The sequence below is a fragment of the Geminocystis sp. NIES-3709 genome (assembly GCF_001548115.1).
Lineage (GTDB): Bacteria > Cyanobacteriota > Cyanobacteriia > Cyanobacteriales > Cyanobacteriaceae > Geminocystis.
In genome coordinates this window covers 1002857-1027139 of record NZ_AP014821.1, presented here as the reverse complement: position 1 = coordinate 1027139, position 24283 = coordinate 1002857, and the positions used below count along the sequence as shown (strand labels likewise).

General features: G+C 34.3%; 18 protein-coding genes, 1 tRNA gene and 1 pseudogene. 7 read left to right on the top strand and 13 right to left on the bottom strand.

Features of this window, described 5'->3' with window-relative positions:
• Nucleotides 1-195: 195 nt before the first annotated feature.
• The 6 genes from GM3709_RS04420 to hpnH all read right to left on the bottom strand — a co-directional run bounded on the left by GM3709_RS04420 (nucleotide 196) and on the right by hpnH (nucleotide 7620).
• Nucleotides 196-1131 carry an NAD-dependent epimerase/dehydratase family protein gene (locus tag GM3709_RS04420; RefSeq protein ID WP_066116652.1) on the bottom strand — a complete coding sequence of 312 codons (936 nt, stop codon included), beginning with the start codon at nucleotides 1129-1131 and terminating at the stop codon, nucleotides 196-198.
• Nucleotides 1132-1302: 171 nt separating this feature from the next.
• The gene (locus tag GM3709_RS04415) at nucleotides 1303-2067 is read right to left on the bottom strand and encodes an MlaE family lipid ABC transporter permease subunit (protein ID WP_066116651.1); all 765 of its coding nucleotides are present in this window, start codon (nucleotides 2065-2067) and stop codon (nucleotides 1303-1305) included.
• A gap of 165 nt (nucleotides 2068-2232) precedes the next feature.
• Nucleotides 2233-4962 carry a methyl-accepting chemotaxis protein gene (locus GM3709_RS04410; RefSeq protein WP_066121727.1) on the bottom strand — a complete coding sequence of 910 codons (2730 nt, stop codon included), beginning with the start codon at nucleotides 4960-4962 and terminating at the stop codon, nucleotides 2233-2235.
• A gap of 56 nt (nucleotides 4963-5018) precedes the next feature.
• On the bottom strand, nucleotides 5019-5558 hold the full coding sequence (locus tag GM3709_RS04405) for a chemotaxis protein CheW (RefSeq protein WP_173645699.1): 540 nt from the start codon (nucleotides 5556-5558) through the stop codon (nucleotides 5019-5021).
• A gap of 205 nt (nucleotides 5559-5763) precedes the next feature.
• Nucleotides 5764-6129 (bottom strand): response regulator transcription factor, encoded by a 366-nt coding sequence (locus GM3709_RS04400; protein WP_066121722.1) that lies wholly within the window; start codon nucleotides 6127-6129, stop codon nucleotides 5764-5766.
• Nucleotides 6130-6606: 477 nt separating this feature from the next.
• Nucleotides 6607-7620, bottom strand: coding sequence for an adenosyl-hopene transferase HpnH (gene hpnH / locus GM3709_RS04395; RefSeq protein ID WP_066116649.1), 1014 nt, complete (start codon nucleotides 7618-7620; stop codon nucleotides 6607-6609).
• 575 nt (nucleotides 7621-8195) lie between these two features.
• Here hpnH and GM3709_RS04390 point away from each other — a divergent pair.
• Nucleotides 8196-8951 carry a DUF2993 domain-containing protein gene (locus GM3709_RS04390; protein ID WP_066116648.1) on the top strand — a complete coding sequence of 252 codons (756 nt, stop codon included), beginning with the start codon at nucleotides 8196-8198 and terminating at the stop codon, nucleotides 8949-8951.
• Between the two features lie 53 nt (nucleotides 8952-9004).
• Here GM3709_RS04390 and gatB read toward each other — a convergent pair whose 3' ends face one another.
• Nucleotides 9005-10489, bottom strand: a complete 1485-nt coding sequence (gatB, locus tag GM3709_RS04385) for an Asp-tRNA(Asn)/Glu-tRNA(Gln) amidotransferase subunit GatB (protein ID WP_066116646.1) — start codon at nucleotides 10487-10489, stop codon at nucleotides 9005-9007.
• A 96-nt stretch (nucleotides 10490-10585) separates the two neighbouring features.
• Nucleotides 10586-10864 carry a DUF3288 family protein gene (locus tag GM3709_RS04380; RefSeq protein WP_066116644.1) on the bottom strand — a complete coding sequence of 93 codons (279 nt, stop codon included), beginning with the start codon at nucleotides 10862-10864 and terminating at the stop codon, nucleotides 10586-10588.
• A 34-nt stretch (nucleotides 10865-10898) separates the two neighbouring features.
• Here GM3709_RS04380 and ispE point away from each other — a divergent pair, with 34 nt between their 5' ends.
• Entirely contained in the window at nucleotides 10899-11849 is a 951-nt protein-coding gene (gene ispE, locus GM3709_RS04375) for a 4-(cytidine 5'-diphospho)-2-C-methyl-D-erythritol kinase (protein ID WP_066116642.1), read from the top strand.
• A 165-nt stretch (nucleotides 11850-12014) separates the two neighbouring features.
• Nucleotides 12015-12087 (top strand) — tRNA-Arg (locus tag GM3709_RS04370).
• Nucleotides 12088-12289: 202 nt separating this feature from the next.
• On the opposite strand, the gene GM3709_RS04365 is transcribed toward GM3709_RS04370, so the two are convergent.
• From GM3709_RS04365 to glyQ, 3 genes are all read right to left on the bottom strand, one after another.
• Nucleotides 12290-12673 carry a hypothetical protein gene (locus GM3709_RS04365; RefSeq protein WP_066116640.1) on the bottom strand — a complete coding sequence of 128 codons (384 nt, stop codon included), beginning with the start codon at nucleotides 12671-12673 and terminating at the stop codon, nucleotides 12290-12292.
• A 710-nt stretch (nucleotides 12674-13383) separates the two neighbouring features.
• Nucleotides 13384-14505 carry a histidinol-phosphate transaminase gene (locus tag GM3709_RS04360; protein ID WP_066116638.1) on the bottom strand — a complete coding sequence of 374 codons (1122 nt, stop codon included), beginning with the start codon at nucleotides 14503-14505 and terminating at the stop codon, nucleotides 13384-13386.
• 258 nt (nucleotides 14506-14763) lie between these two features.
• The gene (glyQ, locus tag GM3709_RS04355) at nucleotides 14764-15666 is read right to left on the bottom strand and encodes a glycine--tRNA ligase subunit alpha (protein WP_066116636.1); all 903 of its coding nucleotides are present in this window, start codon (nucleotides 15664-15666) and stop codon (nucleotides 14764-14766) included.
• 208 nt (nucleotides 15667-15874) lie between these two features.
• On the opposite strand from glyQ, the gene GM3709_RS04350 reads away from it, so the two are divergent.
• The gene (locus GM3709_RS04350; RefSeq protein WP_315863045.1) at nucleotides 15875-17011 is read left to right on the top strand and encodes a response regulator; all 1137 of its coding nucleotides are present in this window, start codon (nucleotides 15875-15877) and stop codon (nucleotides 17009-17011) included.
• A 485-nt stretch (nucleotides 17012-17496) separates the two neighbouring features.
• Here GM3709_RS04350 and lhgO read toward each other — a convergent pair whose 3' ends face one another.
• Entirely contained in the window at nucleotides 17497-18678 is a 1182-nt protein-coding gene (lhgO, locus tag GM3709_RS04345; protein ID WP_066116632.1) for an L-2-hydroxyglutarate oxidase, read from the bottom strand.
• A gap of 159 nt (nucleotides 18679-18837) precedes the next feature.
• Here lhgO and GM3709_RS04340 point away from each other — a divergent pair, with 159 nt between their 5' ends.
• A complete protein-coding gene (locus GM3709_RS04340) occupies nucleotides 18838-19500 on the top strand; it encodes a class I SAM-dependent methyltransferase (protein ID WP_066116630.1) in 663 nt (220 codons plus the stop codon).
• A gap of 277 nt (nucleotides 19501-19777) precedes the next feature.
• Nucleotides 19778-19870, top strand: a pseudogene (locus GM3709_RS21310) (recombinase); the annotation flags it as partial.
• A gap of 43 nt (nucleotides 19871-19913) precedes the next feature.
• On the opposite strand, the gene GM3709_RS04335 reads toward GM3709_RS21310, so the two are convergent.
• A complete protein-coding gene (locus GM3709_RS04335) occupies nucleotides 19914-22646 on the bottom strand; it encodes a phycobilisome rod-core linker polypeptide (RefSeq protein ID WP_066116629.1) in 2733 nt (910 codons plus the stop codon).
• Nucleotides 22647-23230: 584 nt separating this feature from the next.
• Between GM3709_RS04335 and hpnA the strand changes: the two genes are divergently transcribed.
• Complete coding sequence (gene hpnA, locus GM3709_RS04330; RefSeq protein ID WP_066116627.1) at nucleotides 23231-24223, top strand: hopanoid-associated sugar epimerase; 993 nt, start codon at nucleotides 23231-23233, stop codon at nucleotides 24221-24223.
• Nucleotides 24224-24283 lie beyond the last annotated feature (60 nt).

The window sequence follows — 24283 nt, the reverse complement described above, 5'->3', positions numbered from 1 at the left end:
AAAATTTCTAACATCGAACTCAGGTAAAATTAAGATGTTAATAATCAATTATTATAAAAAATATTTAAACTTTTTGAAAATTTAATACTTTTTGAAATAATCTATTTAGGACTGCTAGATATAATTTTAAAATATCTTTCTATTCTAAAAATTTGTTTAAAAAGGAGCTATTTTTTTGTAAGATCTTTTTAAGGATTATAATTGACTGAGGATTTCTCGATCGAGAGTAAAATCTATTTCAATTTTGTCTCTCCCTGATGGTAAATAATCATTTTCAAAAGACTCTTTTAATCCTGAAATTAAATCATATTTTGGTTGCCAATCTAAATCTTTTTTAGCTTTGGAAATATCGGCAAAAAAATGTTGTACTCTAATAGGAAATGCTTTTCTTTTTCCTAAATTAAATTTCTTAGGATTATAATATTTTATCTCTATTTCTTCTGGATTTTTCCCGATAGCAGATGCACAAGCCAAAGCTAATCCTTTAAAGGTTACATATCGATCGCCCGAAATGTTATATATTTGTCCAATGGCTTTGGAATTACCCAAAACCTTACTCATCGCGATAGCTAAGTCTTCCACATGACCAAATTGAGTAAAGTGTAAACCACTATTCGGAATTAAAATAGGCAAATTTCGTACTAATCGATCGAAAAACCAAGCCTCTAAATCATTATAGTTGCCCGAACCATAAATATATACAGGACGAATTGAAGTAAAGGGAATACCCTCATTTTGGAGATATTGTTCCGTTTCATATTTCCCTTTGTGGCGACTTTGTGGGTCAACAGGATCATCCTCTAGGTGAGGCATTTGTTCCGATGATAAATAAACCCCTGCTGAACTAACATAGATAAAATGAGATAATTTTCCTTTAAATAATTCAACTAAAGGTTGAGTATCACTTAATTCTCGCCCATTATTATCGAAAATGGCATCAAAATTTTGTCCTTTTAATTTTTCTTGTAATTGTGGTATATCTTTACGATCGCCATGTATTTGAGTCACAGCATCAACAGGTACAGATTTATTACCTCTATTAAACAAAACAACTTCATGACCTTGAGCAACTAAAATTTTAGTCAGAGAAACACCGATAAAACGAGTTCCCCCCATAATTAAAATACGCATAAATTTATCAACTTACTGATATAAAAAAATAATTGGTTAAGATTAAATCAAAAATAAAGGGCAAAAACTTTAACCCTTAAAGAACAATGCTTCATTCCTTAGTTTTTCTTTTTCTTATAAATGAGCAAGTCCTGACAAAGTAATTATCAATTATCAATTCTTAATTGTCAATTATTCTATTACCGCACTACCAGTACCTTGAAACATTAACCATGAAAGAAAAAAATTAGTTACAAAAATCGAAATCAAAGAAATAACCACCGCTTCAGTAGTTGATCGACCTACACCCTTTGCACCCCCCGTGGTAGTTAAACCCCAATTACAGCCAATAATAGCAATAATCGCTCCAAAAACCACAGATTTAATAATACAAACAATTACGTCCCATGTTTTCAAAAAATTCTTAACAGAATCAAGAAAAATTGAGGTAGAAATATCATAAATTGTATCAGAGATAATTAACCCCGCTCCCATACCTACCACTAAAGAGACAATACTTAAAATAGGCAACGTTAAAGAACAAGCAATAACTCTAGGAGTCACTAAATAATCAACAGGATCTGTTTTTAAGATATACAAAGCGTCAATTTGTTCTGTTACCTTCATCGTACCAATTTCGGCAGCAAAAGCACTTCCCACACGACCTGCTAATACTACGGCTGTTAAAACCGGTGCTAATTCACGAGTTAAAGCTAAAGCTAAAACGCCTCCCACTGCGGTAGTAGCACCAAAATAGACAAATTCCCTTGCTACCTGAATTGTAAATACCATACCCACTGAAGCGGCAGTAATTAAGGATATGGGCAAGGACGCAGGCCCCACAAAAGCCATTTGATCTAAACTATTATTACGATAAATTTTAGCTTGTAAGATATGAACCAAAATTTGTCCTGTTAAAAACAGTCCCGACACTAGACGTTCAAATACTTTATTCACTTTAGTTAGGAGATAGAGAGATAAGGAGACTGGAAGACAGCAGTTAATCAAAAATCCACAGATTGATAAATTTCACTGCTAAGATGATCATGATCACGTTCAATAAATTGAACTCAAAATTTTTGAAGTTATTAATTATTAATTGTTCATTGTTCATTGATTTAATTATTTTCCTTCTACTTTAAAACGTTCTACAGAAGAAATAAGATCTTTCGCAATACCTACCAGATTTTGTAGTGAACCTGCTACTCTTTGGGATTCTTGAGAAGTGGCTTGGGCAGTTAATTCTACGGCCTGCATTACCTTCGCAACCCCTCTGGAATTTTCTCTTTGTTCATCGGTGTCAGCAGTAATCGATCGAACTAAAGCATCAATACGATTAGATACTTGAATAATATCTTCTAGCGATCGTTTTGCCTGTTCCGATCGATCAGTTACATCCCGAACCTGTTGAATACCCTCTTCCATTGCCGTCATTACCGATCCCGTTTCTGTTTGAATTTGTAATACAATTTGTTCAATTTCTTGTAAGGATTTAGCCGAACGATCCGCTAACTGTCGTACTTCATCAGCCACGATCGCAAACCCTCTACCAGCTTCCCCCGCCCGTGCCGCTTGAATCGAAGCATTTAACGCTAACAAGTTGGTACGAGAGGAAATTTGAGAAATAACGGCAACAATGGTGGAAATTTGTTGAGATGCTTCCGCTAGTCGTTTTACCTTTCGAGTCGTTTCCGATACAGTTTCTCTAATTTGTAAAATACCTGCCACCGTTCGTTCTACCGCATCTCCACCTTTAAGGGCTGTAACACTAGACGATCGAGCAACTTCTTCCGCTTCCCTAGCGTTTTCTGCTACCCTTTGAATAGAATCAGTCATCATTTGTACCGAATTAAGCGTTACAGCTAACTCCTCCGCCATCCTCAACGCATCACTAGATTGATTTCGGGCGAATACCTCACTATCTGTACTCGCTTTGTTTACTTGAACCGCCGCTTGTTTAACCTGTTTAACGATTTTCCGTAAGTTTGTAATAGTTAGGTTAAAAGCATCAGCCACCGCCCCTAAAACGTCCGCCGTTACCTCAGCTTGTACCGTTAAATCTCCTCTTGCCGCCCCTTCCACGTCATCGAGAAGACGAATAACCTGACGTTGTAAATCTTCCCTCGCTCTTTCCGTTTCTTCCGCCCGTTTTCTGGCTTCTGTGGTGGTAGTATTAATCATTTTTGCCATTTGGTTAAATCCTGCGGCTAAAGTCCCAAATTCATCCTGAGAATAAACCGTTGCTTTAACTTCATAATCACCTTGATAAACTGACTCAAATTGATTCTGCAAATCATTGGTATAGCGTCTAACATGATTAGTCATTAAATAACCTAATGCTATTGTACTGCCACCACTGGCAAGACCAGCTATCAAACTTAACAAAAATCTGTTAAAGAAAGGATAAGTAATGGTTTTGGCTTGTTTATCTTCCTGTTTAACCGGAGTTTCTTTTTTCTCCGTTGTCGGTTTTACTTCAGGCTTATTCGTCGTATTTAGAGGAATAGAGGCTTGGGAAAAACTAACTAACAACACAATCAAGAAAGTAGCAATACCAGTTATACCACCATGAACTAACTGTTTTGATAGTAAAGGTAAATTATAGTATTTAGCTAAATTTCCTTGAGGAATTTCCACTTCTGGAGTGAATATGGTAGAAGATGGAGACGTAGATATATCTGAAAGAGAAGAAGAAACACTAATATCATCATCTTCTATATCTAAGTTAATTTTATCTGTATCAAAGGTAAAACTTCCCGTAATTTCATTTTCAAAATCATCATCAAAAACATTATCATTATCATCTAAAATACTACTAAAGGATTTGTCTTGTCTTTGTTCTTTAGTGAAAATACTAGATACAGGTAATTCATCTGCATCAATATCAGGAATATCGTCTAATTCATCAGGTGCAAAAAAGAAATTTTCCTCTCCTTCTGGTACTAAGGGGCCATCTTCATCTCCTAATTCAGTAGTTGAGGGGTTAGATGATTGCATTGCAGAAGTTAAAGGTTCTAATTCTGAGCTATAGTCTCCTAAATCTTCGTCAAAATCTCCTAAAAGATTGGCTCCTCCCGTTAACATTTTTTCGAGATCACTCAATTCTGGTTCTTCAGAAGAAACAACAAAAGTAGGGGCACCTGTATCTTGAGTACCATCACTGATAAAATCTTCATCCTCATCATCATAGTTAAAATCTGATTCATCAAGATTCATGGCTAACAGATCATCAGAAAATCCGTCAAAATCTGAATGTGAGGTAACTTTTTCATTTTTACTGGGGGTTTGATTCGCTGCGGTATCATCATTATCATCATCGGTAAATAGATTTTCAAAAGACTCATTTTGTTGAGTAGAAGATTTTGGTTTTGGAGGAGGATTAGAGAAATCTCTATTAAGAGGGGGATTTTGTTGCAGAGTGGGATCTTCGATGTCTTCTTCCTCTAAATCATCCACATCCCAATCGATGCTATCAAATTGAATACTACTCGTCCAATTATCATTTGGTTCATCATCATCTATTTCTTCAATCTCATCGTCAAACATAGGGGACTCTACTTCTGAGGGGTAAAAGTCTTGTTGTTCTTCTTCTATTTGTGCTAATCCTTGATGAGCTAAGTTTACTAAATCTTGATGATCTGTTAGATTCAGTACTTGTTTATAGGTAGCTTTCGCTGTTTCGTATTCTTGTTGACGTAAGTATATATGTCCTTTGAGTAATAAAACGCTCGGATCTTCTGGGTAGTCTTTTGTAATGTCATCTGCAATATTAATAGCTGATTCTAAATCACCCTCAAGATAAGCTGTTTGAGCCTGTCCATATCTTTGTTGATAGTCAGTTTCTGATACCATAGTGCTTTCTCCGTTCATTGCTAAATTCGTGATGTAATCTTGGTGATTTATATAATTTATGCTACCCAACGAGCAGAGCGAAGAATAGCAATTTGGTCTAAAAGTCTAACATAGTGATTATGTTCATCCATCCATTCACCCTGAATATAAGGGGCGATATGATCGGGAATATTTTGAGGTATTTGTAATGTATCTATGTCTAACCACTGCATCGCTCCCAATTTATCAACAGCTAACCCTAAAATTGTTTCTTGTTCTTCAATAGCAATTACGGGTATATCAGACCTATCAGTATTCAACATATTAGGATAACCCAAAAATTGCCCTAAGTCAGCTACCCAAATAATTTCTCCTCGAAGATTAATTGTTCCCAATAGTAAGGGAGAGGCGTTAGGAATGGGAGTAATTCTATCCGGTTCTTGTTGCATGACTTCTCTAATGCCAACAGCTGGAAGGGCGAATTCATCCCCAGAGGGTAAGACAAAACGAAGATGTAATTCTCCTTCTGGGGCTTCTACTCCTTCGACAGATTGTTCTAAGCCTAAAGTAATTTGGCTCTCTTTGATAGAGTCTGAATACTTTTGATTGTCAGCCATGTTTTTCTCTATTATGTGATTACTGGTTTACGAATATTTTTATTATCATTAATAACAGCTGAAAAATACTAATTTTTTAATATCTATAGTAAATCACGATCGCATCATAAACTTTTTTCCTTGGAGTTTTATATTAAAGGAAATAGGTTTAATTGTTTGAGTTAATATCATCATAAAATTAATAGCTCACCATCTTATTTTAACTTTATCCTTTTAACAATTGTTTAATGGTAGCAATTAGTTCTTTTGGTTGAAAGGGTTTTGCGATATAAGCATCAGCTCCTTGTTTCATTCCCCAATATCGATCGAAATCTTCTCCTTTGGAAGAACAAATCAACACGGGGACATTTTTTGTTTTAGGATTTGATTTAATATTGCGACACACCTCATACCCATTCATTTTGGGCATAACTATATCTAAGATAACTATATCAGGGCTAATAGTAGGCAATATTTCTAATGCTTCAACTCCATCCGTTGCTATTTCTACCTTTAAACCTTGCTTAATTAATAGTTCACTAATCATTTTTCTTGTCGTTGTACTATCTTCGACAAGCAACACTGTACTCATAATTATTAATATAGGGATCTTTATTAGTGTAATTGTACCTTTAATCGTGAATCGTGAATTATCAACCATAAATTAATTTTACTTGTTAATTAATCGACATCTTCAAAAATTAAAAATAAAAATCAATTTAAGATAATAAATCATCAATTATAATCACTATTACCTATTACTCAATCCCTGTTTAATGAATATTTTGAGAAGTATAATAGTTTCAAAATTACCTCAGTTCGATGCAAAATGTATGGGTAATAGCAAGGTATTAGGTATTAGTTGTTAGGTATTAGGTAAATAATTGATCAAAAACTGTTAACAATTGATTTTACTTAGATGAATTTAATTAAATAATTCAATCAGATTTGGTATTTTTAGAACCTAAACCCTAAACCCTAAAACCTACCTACATCAAGGATTTTTTCTCGAACTCAGGTAAAACCAATCATTATGGTAATTTTTTCATCATCAACTCTCAACAGTATCTTAACGAAATAGGCTTGTAATTGCTCTGCCAGTATTTTCAAATTTAAGAGCATCCATGGCTGCGGTAGGCTCATAACCACAGTGAACCATACAATCAGCACATTTTGGATTACCACTCTTTTGCCCATATTTTTCCCATTCAGTATTATCTAATAATTCTTGATAACTCTGGTAATAGCCTTCATTAAGTAAATAACAGGGTTTTTGCCAACCTAATACGCTATAACTAGGACTCCCCCAAGGTGTGCAATCATAATCTTTTTCTCCTGTTAAAAAGTCAAGAAATAGGGGATTATGATTAAAATTCCAGTTTTTCTGACCGTTTTTCCAAGGATTAAGGATTTGTCTAAATAAGGCTTTAGTTTGCTCTCGTTTTAAGAAATGTTCTTGATCCGGTGCCCACTCATAACTATAACCCGGAGAAATCATCACACCATCGGTATTAAGGGTTTCAAGAAAGTCGAGAAATTCTTGCATTTCTTGAGGATCTGTACCTTCAAATACTGTTGTATTAGTACTAACTCGAAATCCTCTGGCTTTTGCCGTTTTAATGGCTTTAACTGCTTTATCAAATACTCCTTCTCGATCGACACATCGATCGTGGGTTTCTTTTAAACCATCAAGATGTACACTAAAGGTAAGATAGGGTGACGGTTCAAATAAGTCTAATTTGTCTTCTAATAAAATGCCATTGGTGCAAAGATAAATAAACTTGTTTCTGGCTACTAAACCTTTAACAATTTCGCCTATTTGGGGGTGTAATAAAGGTTCTCCTCCCGGAATAGAAACAACAGGGGCACCACATTCTTCTACGGCGATAAAACACTCTTCAGGAGACAGATATTTTTTTAATATTTCTAAAGGATGTTGAATCTTTCCACATCCCGGACAAGCGAGATTACAACGAAATAAAGGTTCTAACATTAACACTAGAGGAAATCTTTTTTTTCCTTGCAGTTTTTGTTTTAATATATATGTGCCTACTGCGATCGCTTGTTGTAATTGAACGGCCATAATTTCTCCTCACCTTGAGATAAATAACAAGTAATAAGTAACTATATTTAGGTTAAATATAGCAGTGCTAAATGATTTATGAACAATTAAGTATTAATAAAAGAATATGAAAAACCTTATCTAACCTAAAATATAACCCTTAAAATTTAACACTTTTTGATGATGTTTTTTGGTATAACTCATTATGAGATTGGTACAACAATTCTGTTTAAGTCAGGAAATTTCGATAATTGTAACCGTATCTTGAGTTACTACAATAACAACAATCAATTTTTTAGAAATTCTAAATTAATTTTTAGCTTCAATGAATCCTACAGCTATAAATATTATCTATACGATCGAAAAATTATGCTCTAAATTTCTAAATCTGTTCTAAAGTTTTAATGGAATCTTTAAATCAAGTTTGTTTATTTACTCCAATTACAATGCAAATTACCCTTATCATTAACAAAAGTGGATATTCTTAATGAACTTGATCAATAATTTCTCAATTTTGGATTGAATGTTAAAATTAATTTACATATTTTAATATTTCTTAATGTTAAAATAGGTGATTGTAAAAGTAAATCAGGACGATAACAATAATTGTGTTTGGCAGTTTACCTTTTTCGGGACAAAGTGGAGATCAAATCGTCAGTAAAGCTATTACAACGGCCATCGCAGCCTTGTTTAAAAAAACGGGCAAATTACAAGCGAATCTCAGAGTTGAGCCTGTTGCCAAACTTTTACAAGGAAGTGTGGACGGTTTCGACTTCATCGGCAACGGAATGTTAATGTACAACGGTTTGAGACTAGAAGCGATGGAATTATATCTCCAAGCGGTTTCCATCGATTTTAGTGCCATTTTTAGCGGTAAAGTTAAGTTAAGACAACCGACTCAAGCCACCTTGAGAATTGTGTTGACAGAAGAGGATTTAACTGCTTCTTTTAATACCCCTTTCATTGTGGAAAAATTACAAAAATTAGAATATCAAGGACAATCTCTCCACTTTCAAAATACACAAATAACTGTTAATCAGGATAAATCTTTAGGAATTAAAGCTGATATAACCATCGGGAATAATCAAGATATAGTTAGTATTAACATTTTGGCTAATTTAGAGGTAGAAGGTAGAACAAAAATTCAATTTATTAACCCTCAATATCAAGGTGATAATGACGCTCAATTATTAGGAAAAGCAATCATTGACCACGTTAATAACCTTTTAGATTTAGATAAATTTGTCCTTGATGGCACTCGTTTAAGAGTTGATCGAGCTAGAATTAAAGATAAAGAATTTGTATTTTATGGGACTGCTGAAATTGACCATTTTCCAGAAAGAAAAAAATAAAGATAAGAGAAATAGGAAAGTTAAAAAAACTATTAATTCCTAATTCCTAATTTCTAATTATTTAGTTTTTCATTGAGAATTTTATTTGTTAATTTTGGATCGGCTTTTCCTCCTGTTTCTTTCATAATTTGTCCCACAAAAAATCCTTGTAATTTAGTTTTTCCAGCTCTAAATTGTTCTAATTTATCAGGATTAGCAGCTATAATTTTATCAATAATTTCTGCTAATTCATCTGGGTTAGATATAGCAATTAAGCCCTTACTTTCGACAATTTCTTTAGGAGATCCGCCTTTTTCTAGTAATTCTGGTAATAAATCTTTGGCAATTTTACCGCTTATTGTTCCGTTTTCAATTAAGGTAATTAACTCTGCTAACATTTCAGGTTTTAGAGCAATATCATTAATAGTCATACCGATATTACTATTCAAATAAGCCGCAATATCTTGTGTAACCCAGTTAGCGGCAGCTTTAATACTTGCACCTCCAGCCGTTACAGATTCAAAGTATAATGCGACATCTCGATCGTCCGTTAAAACTCTGGCATCATAAGCAGATAAGCCCAATTCTGTCTCATAACGACTACGTTTTTGAGCGGGTAACTCTGGTAAAAGTTTTTGTAATGTCTCTAGTGTTGCGTTATTGACTTCTAATGGTGGTAAATCTGGTTCAGGAAAATAACGGTAATCGCTAGAGCCTTCTTTTACTCTCATGCTGATAGTGCGTTGACTCCCTTCCTCCCATAAACGAGTTTCTTGAATAATAGTTTCACCGTTACCAATCGCCTCAATTTGTCTTTCAATCTCATGTTCAATGGCTTTCTGGATGGCGCTAAAGGAGTTCATATTTTTAATTTCAACCTTCACACCAAATTCTTTTTGACCGACAGGACGCACAGAAATGTTAACATCACAACGGAGTGAACCTTCTTGCATATTACCGTCACCGATGCCTAAATAACGCACTACACGACGCAATTCCTGAGCATATTCGGCGGCTTCTTGACCACTGCGCAAATCTGGTTCGGATACAATTTCTAATAAAGGAATACCAGTTCTATTAAAATCTACCAAAGAATGAGTTGATCCTGCTAGTCTATCGCTCCCGGCATGGACTAATTTTCCTGCGTCTTCTTCCATGTGTAAACGGGTAATACCGATGGTTTTTTTGCTTATCTCTTTGGTTTTGGGATCAACTAATTCAATTTCTAATTTACCATGTTCAACAATAGGCAAATCAAACTGAGATATTTGATAATTTTTCGGCAAGTCTGGATAAAAATATTGTTTTCGATCGAATTTACTATAACGAGCAATTTTTCCTTGAATGGCTAAACCCATTTTGATGGCGGAGTTTAACACTTCTTGGTTTAATACGGGCAAAACTCCCGGATGTCCTAAACAGACAGGACACACATTTGTATTAGGAAGACTATCAAAATTTGTAGAACAATTACAGAATATTTTTGTATTAGTATTAAGTTGACAATGAGTTTCTAAACCAATGATCGCTTCATATTTGGTTTGAGTAGCTGTGGTCATATTTTCAGTAAAGTATTAAATATATCTCGAATCTGATTTATTTTAACTTGAATTGTGGCGATGGAATCTAATCTGATTTAATAGGATTGAGCTTATCTAACTCCAGTCTTCTTGAACTTCTTGAGATTTGCGATATACTGCACCAGAGGTATGTAAAAGCCTTGCTTGGGAAAAAAGTTCGTCTTCAGTTATATCCCATTCCTTTATAATCGTTTCTAAATCATGCTGAATATCTCTTGCCCCCGGAAAATTTTGATAACGGATTTTTAACCGAGCTACCTCTGCTAAGTTATAATCAGTTTTACCCTCAACAAACACTTTTTTGATAATTTCTCGATCGATATGACCTAAAGGGTGTTTTTGATCTGTACTCATGGGTTATGGTAATCTGTCCTTATAGTTAAATTTTATGCAATCTTACTCTTTATTTGCCCCTGCTAAAATTAATCTTCATTTGGAAATTATAGGCGATCGAGCCGACGGTTATCATCAATTGGTGATGATCATGCAGAGCGTCAATTTAGGAGATATAATTCATTTACGAGCTAATGGCACTGATAGTATTCGTCTTTACTGTCAAAATCCTCAAGTACCTTTAGATAATACTAATTTAGCTTATAAAGCTGTGAGATTAATGCAGGAAAAATTCCCCAAATCTGCCCATAATTTTGGCGGATTAGATATTACGATCGAAAAAAATATACCTGTAGCCGCAGGACTAGCCGGAGGTTCAACCAATGCCGCCGCCGTGTTAGTGGGAATTAATTTAATGTGGTCATTGGGACTGACACAACCAGAATTACGAGACTTAGGAGCTTTACTAGGTTCAGATGTTCCTTTTTGTATTTCTGGCGGCACTGCGATCGCTACAGGTAGAGGAGAAGAAATTGAACCCTTGCCCGACTTAACAGATATATGGGTGATATTAGCAAAATATAACAACTTAGGAGTTTCTACCCCTTGGGCATATAATACTTATCGAGAACAGTATAACCATCTCTATGTGTGCGATGGACAAGGTATTAAACAGCGTACCCATGCAGTACATAGTGGTAATTTAGTTAAAGCTATTCTAAAACGGAATTCTGAGGAAATAGGAGCATTATTGTATAATGACCTCGAAAAAGTCGTTTTACCTGAATATCCATTTGTCTCAGCCCTTATAACTGCCTTTAAAAAAGAAAATGTGTTAGGAGCGATGATGTCTGGTTCAGGCCCAACAGTTTTTGCTTTATGTGCTACAGAACAAATAGCAACTTCGATCGCTGATATAGTGGAAAAAAATATAAACGATTCTAATTTAAGTTTTTGGGTAACTCAAATGTGTCCTCATGGCATAATAACAATAAGCAATGAATAACTAACAAAAATTTAAAACATTTTAGGGTTGCTTATTTTTGAATATGAATTTTAATTTTGCAACCTTTTTACTCATCATAAAATATGCAAGTTTAATGAGTTTTAGCTTATCATAGTGTTTTTTCTTAGATAAAATATGCTATCGTAATTATTGTATGTATTGTTTGGGTGCGTAGCTCAGGGGATAGAGCACCAGATTCCGGTTCTGGGTGTCGGGGGTTCAAATCCCTCCGTACTCGTTTTTTGCTTGACGGCTTGACATATTTATTTTAATTACTTTTAAATACAGTATTTTATCTCTTTTATTCAACGCAATCAGGAATAACCTAAAGCTGTTACATCATTATTATTGGGTAAAAAAAATCACTGAATAGATGTTAAACAATCAATTTCTAATTCAGTGTTATTTTTTATGATTAATTATGCTTATAAAATAGAAAACTAAATGTTTTCAATGCCACAGGTTAAAGGACAAGACGCATAGATAGAATTTTGATTAATTTTGTCTTTATCTGTATCGTGTAACCAACCTAACCATTGCACCTCATCAGGGCGAATCCCTTTCAAGGTTAACACCATAGAACTTAGCATAATTAATACTGTAGTAACGCCCAAAATTCCGCCAGAAACTAAAAGAATTGCACTAGCTGGAAGAATGGATTGTAAAACTACGGCGGCTAACACTCCCACCGTCATCAAAATGACCACTAAGGGAAAACCCACCACCAAAAAGCACACTGTTAAAGTCAATGTCCAGATTAGAAAACTCTTAGTCATAGCGAATAAATAACTATTTCCCCAACCGTTTCTCTGAGATATTTGCATTGCTTTTGATACTCCCTAAAGATTTTGACGACAAAAAACGAGTTTAAAATTTTAATAAACTCTCCGTAGAAATAACTAAATTAGTTTATTTCTATATTGTCAGTATAGGAAAAATAAAGCGGAAATGAGGGTTTTTGTTATAATTCTTTACGTTCTCTCGGAAACTTTTGTGGTAAACATCTATATCAAATGCTTTATCTGATTGATCCCCAGTGTTATTGTGAGGAGCTGAAGAAAATCTGTTACATTTCTTAATGTTATTCCTTTTTTTTCTCATTTTTGTTTATATATCATTGAAAGTCCATTAAGCTCAGATCTACTCTCCCATGTACCGAAAAACGGACTGATGAAGGTAGGAAACAGGTATTAGGTTTTAGGTATTGGGCATTAAGGTTAAATACGGAAAAATTAAGGTTTTGAGATATGGTATAGATAAAAAAAGTAAGAAAATGCTAAGTTTATAGCTGGTTAAAATCATTGATTTTTATCAATTTCTGATTATAGTTAGTTAAAATAACACTGAGACAGTTAGAGAAATTATGTAAGGTGGGCATTGTGCACCAATCAAGATTTTTGAAAATTTTTAATATTATTAAACTGTTTCATTCTTATTTTTAATGACTATAATTCATCACGGCAGGTGATTTATTTAAAACCTAATATCTAATAACTAATACCTTCAATATCTTTTATTCCCTTGCTAAGTATAATTAATTGTGTTTGGCTAATTTATTCAAGAGGTTATCGTTTTCTAAGGAAGTTCCGATCGAGATTCTTAAACCGTCTCCAGTATGACGGATAATCACATTATCTTGTTTTAGTTGTGCCATGATTCGAGAGTGATTTTCCTTCGTAGGATTTTCGGCTAATCTTAAATAGATAAAATTAGCTTCACTGTGCCAAACTTTAAACAAGGAATTGCTAATTAATGCTTGGTAAACCCTTTCTTTTTCTGTCATTACATCCTTAACGGCTGGTAAAATCAAGTCTCGGTGTTGTAAAGCAAATTCTGCCGCTAGTTGAGAAAAAGTAGGTAAATTGTAAGGAAGACGTAGTTTTTCTAATATTTTAATTATATCACCATGAGCGATCGCATATCCTACCCGATGGGCGGCTAATCGAAAAGCCTTAGAAAATGTGCGCAAAATTAGCCAATTTGGGTGTTGGGGTAATTCTGAAACTAAAGTTTGTTGACTAAACTCATAATATGCCTCATCAATCACCACTAAAATATCTTTTGGCAAGTCTCTTAACCACTGAATTTCCTCAGAATTTAAACAGTTAGCGGTAGGAGAATTAGGGTGTACAACAAAAACGACTTTGATAGGTGGATTATTTTCCTTAGAAATTAGCTTATTTGCTGTGTCTAAATTCCAACTAAAATCTATCTCATTTCTACTAATAGTATGAGTAATAATACCCAAACTTTGAGCTAAAATTCCATACATAGAAAAAGTTGGATTAGCGACTAATATTGATCCTCTATTATTCAAACAAGTAGCCATTAAAATCGATCGAATTAACTCATCTGAACCATTCCCGATCGAGATATTATTAGTACTGATAAGATAAGGTAAATTTACCGATTCATTAACATAGTCTGTTATTAAATTCTTTAATTTAAGATGACTACCATCGGGATAACGATTAGTTTCGATTTCTTGCTCATAAATTAATGCTAATTTTGCTTTTAAATCTTGAGGTAAATTGTAAGGACTTTCATTCGCATCTAGTCTTGTTAATTGTTTGTTATTTTCACTAATAGGAGTGGCTACATAAGCTGATAAATTTAATAAATCTTCTCTGATAAATGATAGGTTCGATCGAGTCATTATTTTAAATTATTTTAAACTAAATTGAATAATAAATGATAATTTGTAAGGGATATTTTAGCTTTGTTAGAGCTAGGAAATTTAGAATAAATTGTTAGTATATAATGGTAAATATTATCATGTTTAATTAGCAGTCAGGTATTAGCAATTAGTTATCATCTATTGTGACGTTAAATTTTTGGTCAACATTAGTAATTGATTACTTATTCTTTAACAAAAAAACGCTAAAAGCTAACAACTAAAAGCTAATCGCTTTAATTAAGAATTAACTAAAATTTTTGCTGAATTATTTTTCATCAAAGGAAAATTTAATGACTCCCTTTGACTTAAATATTGATGAGCTACTTGACGAGCCAAATTGCGTATTCTACCAATATAACGAGTTCTTTCAGCAACAGCAATAACACCCCTAGCATCTAGTAAATTAAAGCAATGAGAACATTTTAAAACATAGTCTAAGCCAGGTAAAACGAGATTTTTTTCTATTAGCTGTTTTGCTTCTTCTTCATATAAATTAAAGAGTTTTAATAATAAATCTGGGTTAGAGGCTTCAAAATTATAAGTACATTGCTCAATTTCTCCTTGTAAAAATATATCTCCGTATTTCACCTGATCATTCCACTGAATATCATAGATACTGTCAACATCTTGTAAATACATTGCTAGTCTTTCTAAGCCATAGGTGATTTCAATAGATACAGGATGACAGTCAATACCTCCACACTGTTGAAAATAAGTGAATTGGGTAATTTCCATGCCATCTAGCCACACTTCCCAACCAACACCCCAAGCGCCAAGGGTAGGAGATTCCCAGTTGTCTTCTACAAAACGAATATCATGATCTTCTGGGTGTATTCCTAATGCTTTTAAGGAATCTAAATAAATTTCTTGAATGTTATCAGGAGAGGGTTTAATTAAAACTTGATATTGATAATAGTGTTGAACTCGATTAGGATTCTCTCCATAACGTCCATCGGTAGGTCTTCGGCAAGGTTCTATATATGCTACTGACCAAGGTTCTGGACCGATAGCTCGTAAGAAAGTATTATGACTCATAGTACCTGCTCCTTTTTCGGTATCATAGGGTTGAGCAATAAGACAGTTTCTGTCACTCCAAAATTGATTCAGGGTAGTAACGATCGATTGAAAATTAAGACTCATAAATAATTAAGATATTTTAAAATATATATTCAACATAGAGCAATCATATCTAAAATGGCAATAACTGCTACAGTGGCAATGAAGTTATAAATCAGAAAAACTCTGGATTTTATACTAAGATTTAAAGAATGATTATCAGCCTACTTCTAATTTATCATTGATGGATACGCCTAATAAAGAAAACTATAGTATTCCAATCAAGGGGTTTGTGGCATCAAAGCAAACCTATCTTTTCAATACCCTAAAAAAACATCAATTCAGTGGTGAAGTTAAATTAGTCTATCCCGGAAGGACTGAATGGCGGTTTTATTTGTCTATGGGACGTTTAATTTATGGTACTGGAGGGGAGCATTCTGTTAGGCGCTGGCGACGCAATTTAGCCGCTTATCTTCCGAATATCGCCACAGATGCGGCTTATTTAGAGACAGAAATTCGATCGGTTTCTAGTGATACGATTAAATTTTGTTGGGAATATGAGTTAATTCGTCGTTGGTTGGTGAATGGGAAGGCGGAAAGAGATGGGGTAATGAAGATGGTTAATAATATTCTGACAGAGATTTTTTTCGATCTCAATCAAACTATCGAAATCACTTTTCATCTTAATAGTAAAGTTAATATTCCCCTTTCCGAACAAATTTTTCTCCTCGATGCTAACCAAGTAATTGTACCCGCTTGGCAACAATGGCAAAATTGGGTAAGTCTTAAATTAGGCGATCGATCGCCCAATAAAGCACCTGTAATTCGTTCTAGTGAGCAGTTACAAGAAAAAACATCTCCGAAAACCTATGCCGCTTTTAGTAAATTATTCAATGGTAGAAACACCCTTCGAGATTTATCTCTACAATTGAAGCGAGATTTAAACCAGTTTAGTAGTTCATTATTACCCTATATTCAACAAGGTTATATCGATTTAGTCTCCGTTGCTGATTTACCTGCACCTATTTCTCCTCCCACTGTTATTCAATGCGATGATAAAAGTCCTTTAGTGGCTTGTGTTGACGATAGTCCTCTGATCTGCGAAACTATGGCTACAATTCTGAAAAAAGCAGGATACCAGTTCATCTGCATTACTGAACCTTTAAAAGCGATCGCAAAAATTCTAGCAGCAAAACCAGATTTAATCTTTTTAGACTTAGTCATGCCTAATGCTAACGGTTACGAAATTTGTGCCAGTTTAAGAAAACTATCTTTATTTAGACAAACTCCTATTATTATTGTTACTTCTAATGATGGCATGATGGAACGAGTCAGAACAAAAATGGTGGGTGCGTCAGATTTTATTGCAAAACCGATTAATTCTGATGAATTACTTAATCTAACAAATAAGTATTTGTCATCTAAATAAGATCCAGTGAATAAATCAGAAAGCTATAAAAATCAAGGGTTAACATATAATACGTTAACAAAAAAAGTGGTCAGTTTTAGCAATATTTAGTCAAAAACTTAACTTTTTCTCTCCCAAAGACGCAAAGATAATTCAATTATTTGTATTGACAATTGATCCATTCAAGGTTTAAAGTCTCACCTTTTTAAGGGGATAAAGAAAGATCATAAAAGATTTAATGAGATCTTGCACTCATAGTGAAAAACATCTCGGCTTTTAGATTTTAGGTTTCAGGTTAAGAAAAAACAATTAAATTTAAGCTATTCTGCGAAAAAAACTCTTAATTGTTGCCTCAACCTTCAAAATAGTCAAAAATCATTAAACCTGACACCGACTACCTCCCACTTTTTATTTAGTTTTTATGTATTGGTGCAAGATGTGAGTTTACCTTTTCTAATTCAATTATCTTCCTTTTTAACCATAGATAACTCTTAATTGTACATTGTTCAAAGCATATCGCAAATTGCCTTCCCAATCTCTAAAGAGGCTGTTGCCGCTGGAGAAGGTGCGTTACACACGTGAAGGGCATTTTTTGTAGGGATAAGAAAAAAGTCTTCTACTAATTTACCATCGTTTTTGAGTGCTTGCGCTCTGACACCGGCTGGAGAGGGAATAATATCATCTTCTTGCACTTCAGGTACAAGAGTTTGTAAACTACGAACAAAAGCCTTTTTACTGAACGATCGAACGATTTCTTCTATACCTTCAGCATAATATTTACTGACCAATTTCCACAATCCCGGATAAGTAGCAATTTCCCAAAATTCTCCTAAATCAAAGTCCGTTTTCTTGTATCCTTCTCGTCTTAAACTCAATACAGCATTGGGGCCAGCGTGAATATTGCCATCGATTAATCTCGTAAAATGGACTCCTAAAAAGGGAAAATCTGGATTAGGTACAGGGTAGATTAAATGTTTCACTAAATAGCGTTTGTCGGGCTTTAATTCGTAATATTCTCCTCTAAAGGGGATAATTTTCATTTCAGGGTTAACTCCCCCTAATTTAGCTATTTGATCGCTGTATAAACCACCGCAATTAATCAGGAATTTGATCTTAATATCTCCTTGATTAGTCAGCAAAATTTGTTCTTTTTCTTGAGACTTAATATTAATTACTTTAGTGTTAAATTTTATTTCTCCTCCCTTCTGAGTAAATATTTCGGCGTATTTTTGAGCTACTTGCTTATAATCGACAATTCCTGCCGTAGGTACTCGAATAGCAGATAAACAAGTTAAATAAGGTTCAATTTCTTTCGCTTGTGCCAAAGATATTTTTTCCACAGGAATACCATTAGCTAATCCTCGTTGATACAAATTTTCTAATAATGGTAATTCTTTTTCTTGACAAGCGACAATTAACTTCCCACAAACATCATGATTTATGTTATGTTGCTGACAAAATTTAACTAATTCAGCATTGCCTTTTGTTGTTAAAATAGCTTTATAACTACCCGGTTTATAGTAAATTCCTGAGTGAATAACCCCACTATTATGACCCGTTTGATGGGATGCACAATGACTTTCTTTTTCTACTAAAATAATTTTCTTGTGAGGGTATTTTTTTTGTAGGGAGATCGATGTACCTAATCCCACAATACCACCGCCTACTATCCCATAATCGTATAACATAAATAATTAGAAATTTAAAATTAGAACTATCAACTATAGCAAAAAATAGGATAGTTATAAAATTATGAAGTATTCCTTCCTCATTTATCGTTAATTTTTTATCTTTGCCTTTTACTATATAAATTATTTATTTTTGATTATCAATTATTAATTATTATTGTGAGTATTCAAACTTTAAATTTAACTCCTGATCTATATAAATATTTATTATCTGTATCTGTAAAAGAAACAGAAGTTTTACAAAAATTAAGGCAAGAAACCTCTAATCACCCCTTGGGAAAAATGCAAATTTCTCCAGATCAAGCTCAATTTTTGGCATTATTAATTAAGTTAATGGGAGTAAAAAAGATTTTAGAAATTGGTGTTTTTATGGGTTATAGTTCAACGGCTATGGCTTTAGCTTTACCAGAAAATGGACAACTTATTGCCTGTGATAATCGTCAAGATTTTACTGATATTGCACAACGTTATTGGCAAAAAGCAAAAGTCGATCGAAAAATTACTTTACATCTAAAACCTGCCTTAGAAACTTTACAAGAATTAATCGATAATGATGAAAAAGAAACCTTTGATTTTATCTTTATTGATGCTGATAAAAGTAACTATTATAATTACTATAAAAAATCCTTAGAATTAGTTAGAAAAGGAGGTGTAATTGCGATCGATAATGTCCTTTGGTACGGTAAAGTTGTCGATGAAAATATTACTGATAATACCACTCAAAAAATAAGAGAATTTAACGACAAATTAGCTAAAGACGATCGAGTAGAATTAAGTATGATTTCGATCGGTGATGGCTTAACTTTAGCCATGAAAAAATAATCATTTACTTAAAGTTACCCAAAGCAAAATATCGGTACTTAGACAAAAATTATGCCCAAATAAAGCCCAAACTTGCTTTATAATTGGTAAATACCTCAACATTGTCTTTTAACCATTGAAAAAAGCGAAAAGATATATAAGACTGGATCTATTTTTTGACACCAGGGATTAAAACATGGGGGCATTGATGAAGAGGTGATTTCTTTCATTTTAACCTAAAAACAATATCATATAATCATTATAAGTCAATTTTTCACATCTTTTTGTCTAAGTATCGTTAAAACACAAAGATGTTTCTACGACGATGATTTACACTCATGTTTTAAATCGGGGAGGCAGAGATGTAAAAAGTCCCCTTGATTATTCATAGACAAAACAAAGTAGGGTGGGCAATGCCCACCTCATAAATTAATCTAGTTAATAGATGCTGTGGTACTTACAGCAGGTTTAAAACTAGGTACAACTACCTCACTATCTTGCTTAGTTAACTTGTTGTAAAGTCTTTCAGTGTTGGGGAAATTGGCGGCAGGTAAGGTGGGGAAACGGCGATAAGGCACAGTATCTTCACCAAATATTTGCGCATATTCCATACTACCAACTAAAGCAGTAATAAAGGCACGGATACCTTCACTCGCTAAGATACGGTTGTAATGCTGAATCTCTTTTTGATTCATCGGTGCACGACCTAAGAAATGTTTTGTACCTAATTCAATTACTTTAGTATTAGGGAAAGGTGCATAAAACTCTTTCAAGTACAATTCAGAACTACCGATACCTTCTATAAACTCTTTAACATTGATTTCGCCGTTGCTGAGTTTACTTTCTAGTTTGGTAAAGTTAGCATTAATAACGTAGGCTTCGATGTCACGCTCAAAGACTTGACGGTAAGCGGCACGAATGACATTTTTAACTTCTACTTTGTTGTAGTTGTTGGTGAGTTTAAAGATTTTGGTTTGTTCTCTTTGAACTGTAACCCCTTGATTGACACGAGCTTCAATGTCGGTGCGATAGGAGGAAACTTGTCCTAATTCGATGAATCGAGGTGTAGTTTCAACATCAACTCTTTGTCCGATGTCTTCACGAATTGTACCAACTCTGGCGTTACGCATTTGTAAACCGGCGGGGGTTAAATAACGCTCGTAGGGAACGGTATCTTCACCAAAGGCTTGGTTATACTCAGTGCTGTCAATTAGGGCATCTACAAGGGCATAAAATCCTTTTTTAGAGGCTAAATCAAAGTATTTGTTCATTTCGTTACGTCCGTAGGTGGGGCGGCCTAATAAACGACGATGAATATACTCGATCGCTTTACAAACATAAAAAGGAGTCCAGTAAGTTTTTAAGAAAATCTCGGATTTTGCCAATATACGGATAAATTCACGAAGACAGATGTCACCATTTTCGAGTTTGACTTCTGCAACGGTTAATCTTTGTCCTTCATAGACATCACGACCAAATACTTGACGATAAGCGGCACGAATGACTGCTTGAGTAGAACTTTCACCGAATTTAACTCCTAAACCATTACTAGCTCCGGGTAACTCGTTGTTTAAACGAACTACTTTTGGCCCTAAAGTACCGGGATATTCACCACGAGCAGTAGGATTACTGTTTTGGTTGTTGATACCAGGTCCACGATGAATTAAGATACGTTTAGTATCTTTGCCAAAAGGTGAAGGCGCCGAGCTAGGATTACGAGTTTCTTTGGGGAAAATTGCTCCAAATTGAATTTCGAGGGGGTCATTTCCTGAACCGTAAACGTGTTGATCAGGTAATGGTCGATCGTACTTGGCAAAAGTGGTAACAAATTGAGGTACTTTACGGAAAGGAGCGCTATAACTAAATAGATCCTGCTGCATACCCCAGTTACGACACTCTTGAGCTTCTACTCCCAATCCTCTGAGATAGGGTACGGTTTCTTCTCCGAAGTAGTCACCATATTCCTGAGAGTCCACTAAAGCATCAACTAAGGCATTTAAACCACCACTAGACACGATCGAGAAGTATTTTTGCACTTCTTCCCGGGAGGAGGGGCCACGACCCAAAATATGACGGAAAGCCAATTCTAAGGCACGGGAGTTGATGAAAGGCTCAAAGAATTGCTTACGGTATAAAGGAGATTTAGCTAAACGGCGAATAAATTCCTTCATGGAAATATCACCATTTTTCACCTGAGACTCAAGGTAAGAAATAGACTGAGAATAAGCACGGGTGATGTCACGCTCAAAAACTTGACGATAAGCCGCTTTAACTACAGAAATTTTCTCAGAAGCAGACAACCCCGGCTTCATCACAAATTTAGGACGACGCTCAGAAGCATTAAAATAGCTTTGAGGTAATTCTAAACCTTGTAAGTCATTAGAAGGACGTTGACGAACTTTGGTGGAAGGAGTGGGCGCTTTTAACTCGTTGATGAGAATTTCAAAATATTGAGTTAAAATTTCCTTCGCTTCCGCATCATTTTTAAAGTAGCCGATCGAAGATGCTCTCATTTCTAACAATGCCACGATCGCAGCATCAACAGAACAAGCATTTTCTAATACTTCTTTTAAACCTCTGGTATTAACCACAAGGATATTAGGATCACCAGCTACAACAGCATAAGTGACATAACGTAAGAACCAAGACATATCCCGTAAAGACTTGGTCATGTTAGCCGGCCCATAACGGGAAATATTGATAGGACGGAATCCGGGAGGAATTGCACCAATACCGGGGGTGCTAAAAGATGCAAATAAGCTACCCAAGAAACCACCACCACTACTACTTCCCTTACCAGCATCAATAAAAGTTTGAGTGGACTGTTGTGCGGCACGAATGTCGCTAGGTAAAGTAGCCACACCGCCACCACCAACACCCACTAAAGCTGGTTCTTCGACAGGAGGTTTTTCCAAGAAAGACATGGGGGAACCACCAGTGAAGATACGATTAGCTGCCCGGGAAACGATTAAATCAGAGTTTTCGGTTAAAACCTGAGCAATTTCTAATCTTCTCGCCCCAGAATTAAAATAATTGTCTAATTCGCCTAACTCGTTGTTATCAAGAAAGCGATCTTGCTGTTCAGCTTGAATAATAGTTGATACAGCAACAGTTTGGTATAATTGCGGTCTCGCTAGAGAACTACCGCCACTTGCTTTTATAGTCATTGATTGATTGTTTTTATTTTAAAACCAAGTTTCATTATCAATTCATTGGTTATAGATTAAATCTTTTTGGGGTTTCATAGTTAGTTTGTTAAAATTTGTTACAATTTCTGTTTGTATTTTTTAATATCTTAAGCTGGTTCTATACTCAGTACAACTTTTGTATCCAATAAAATACAGTCGATCACGATCCAGTGATGAAGTGAGTAAGGTAAAACCCATGTAGTTCACTGTCGGTAAAAATAAGAAAGGGAGACAAGAAGACAGGTGGACAAGGAGAAAGAGTTATTTATTTATCATTAAATTATATGCAAGTTAAATGCGTCTTAGCTTAAATACAACTACAAAGACATTGCGACGAAAAAAATCGGAAAGATAGGGACATAATAATTAGTAAAATATCGATTTTTCGAGAAAACTGATGTTATGTCATTTGTCACTGGTAATTTGTTAATCAAGACTAATGATAAAGCGATGAGGAATATTCAGTATTCTGATTAAAATTAATAAAATAATAAATTATTTGATAAAGTAAATTAATAGATTTATCTTTCTAATTATTCATAAATAATATACAAAATATTACGATGAAAAAAAAAGTTTTTATCACGGGTGCAACGGGTTTTGTTGGAGCTAATTTAATTAGATTATTATTAAAAGAGAACTATCAAGTTAAGGCTTTAGTTAGAAAAAATGCTAATTTAACGAATGTTAAAAATTTAGATATTGAGTTAGTCGAAGGTAGTTTAAATGATACAAATTTAGCAGAAAAAATGAGAGATTCTGAGTATTTATTTCATGTAGCCGCTCATTATTCTTTGTGGTCAAAAGATAAAGATTTACTGTATCAAAATAATGTTTTAGGTACTAGAAATATTTTAAAATGTGCAAAAAAAGCAGGAATAAAACGCACAGTTTATACCAGTTCTGTTGCCTCGATCGGAGTACGAAAAGATGGTATTTTGGGAAATGAAAATTATCAATCTCCTGTCAAAAATTTGATTGGTAATTATAAAAAATCAAAATATTATGCTGAACAAGAAGCTCATCTAGCAGTAAAAAATGGTCAAGATATTGTCATAGTAAATCCAAGTACTCCCATCGGAGAATATGATTTAAAACCGACTCCAACAGGAGAAATTATAGTCAGATTTTTAACAAATAATATGCCCGGTTTTGTTAATACTGGTTTAAATTTTATCGATGTGCAAGATGTAGCAAAAGGACATATTTTAGCACTGGAAAAAGGTAAAACAGGAGAGCGTTATATCTTAGGAAATCAGAATTTAACCTTACAACAATTTTTAGAAAAATTAGCCTTAATTACAGGTAAAAAAGCACCGAAAGTTCAATTTCCTTTATGGCTTCCCCTCACAGTGGCTTTTATCGATGAATATGTTTTAACTAAGTTTGGCAAAATTCCTTCTGTTGCAATGGAAGGGGTTAAAATGTCTAGGCAATTTATGTACTATGATTCCACCAAAGCTGTTCAAGAATTAGGTTTACCACAAACGAATATTGATGATGCGATCGAGCGAGCGGTAAAATACTTTCAAAAGAATTTGGAATTGATCAATTAAATCTATTTTTTTCCTTCTCTTATCCTCTTTGTTCTCGATTAAAAAAATATTTCAGCGTCC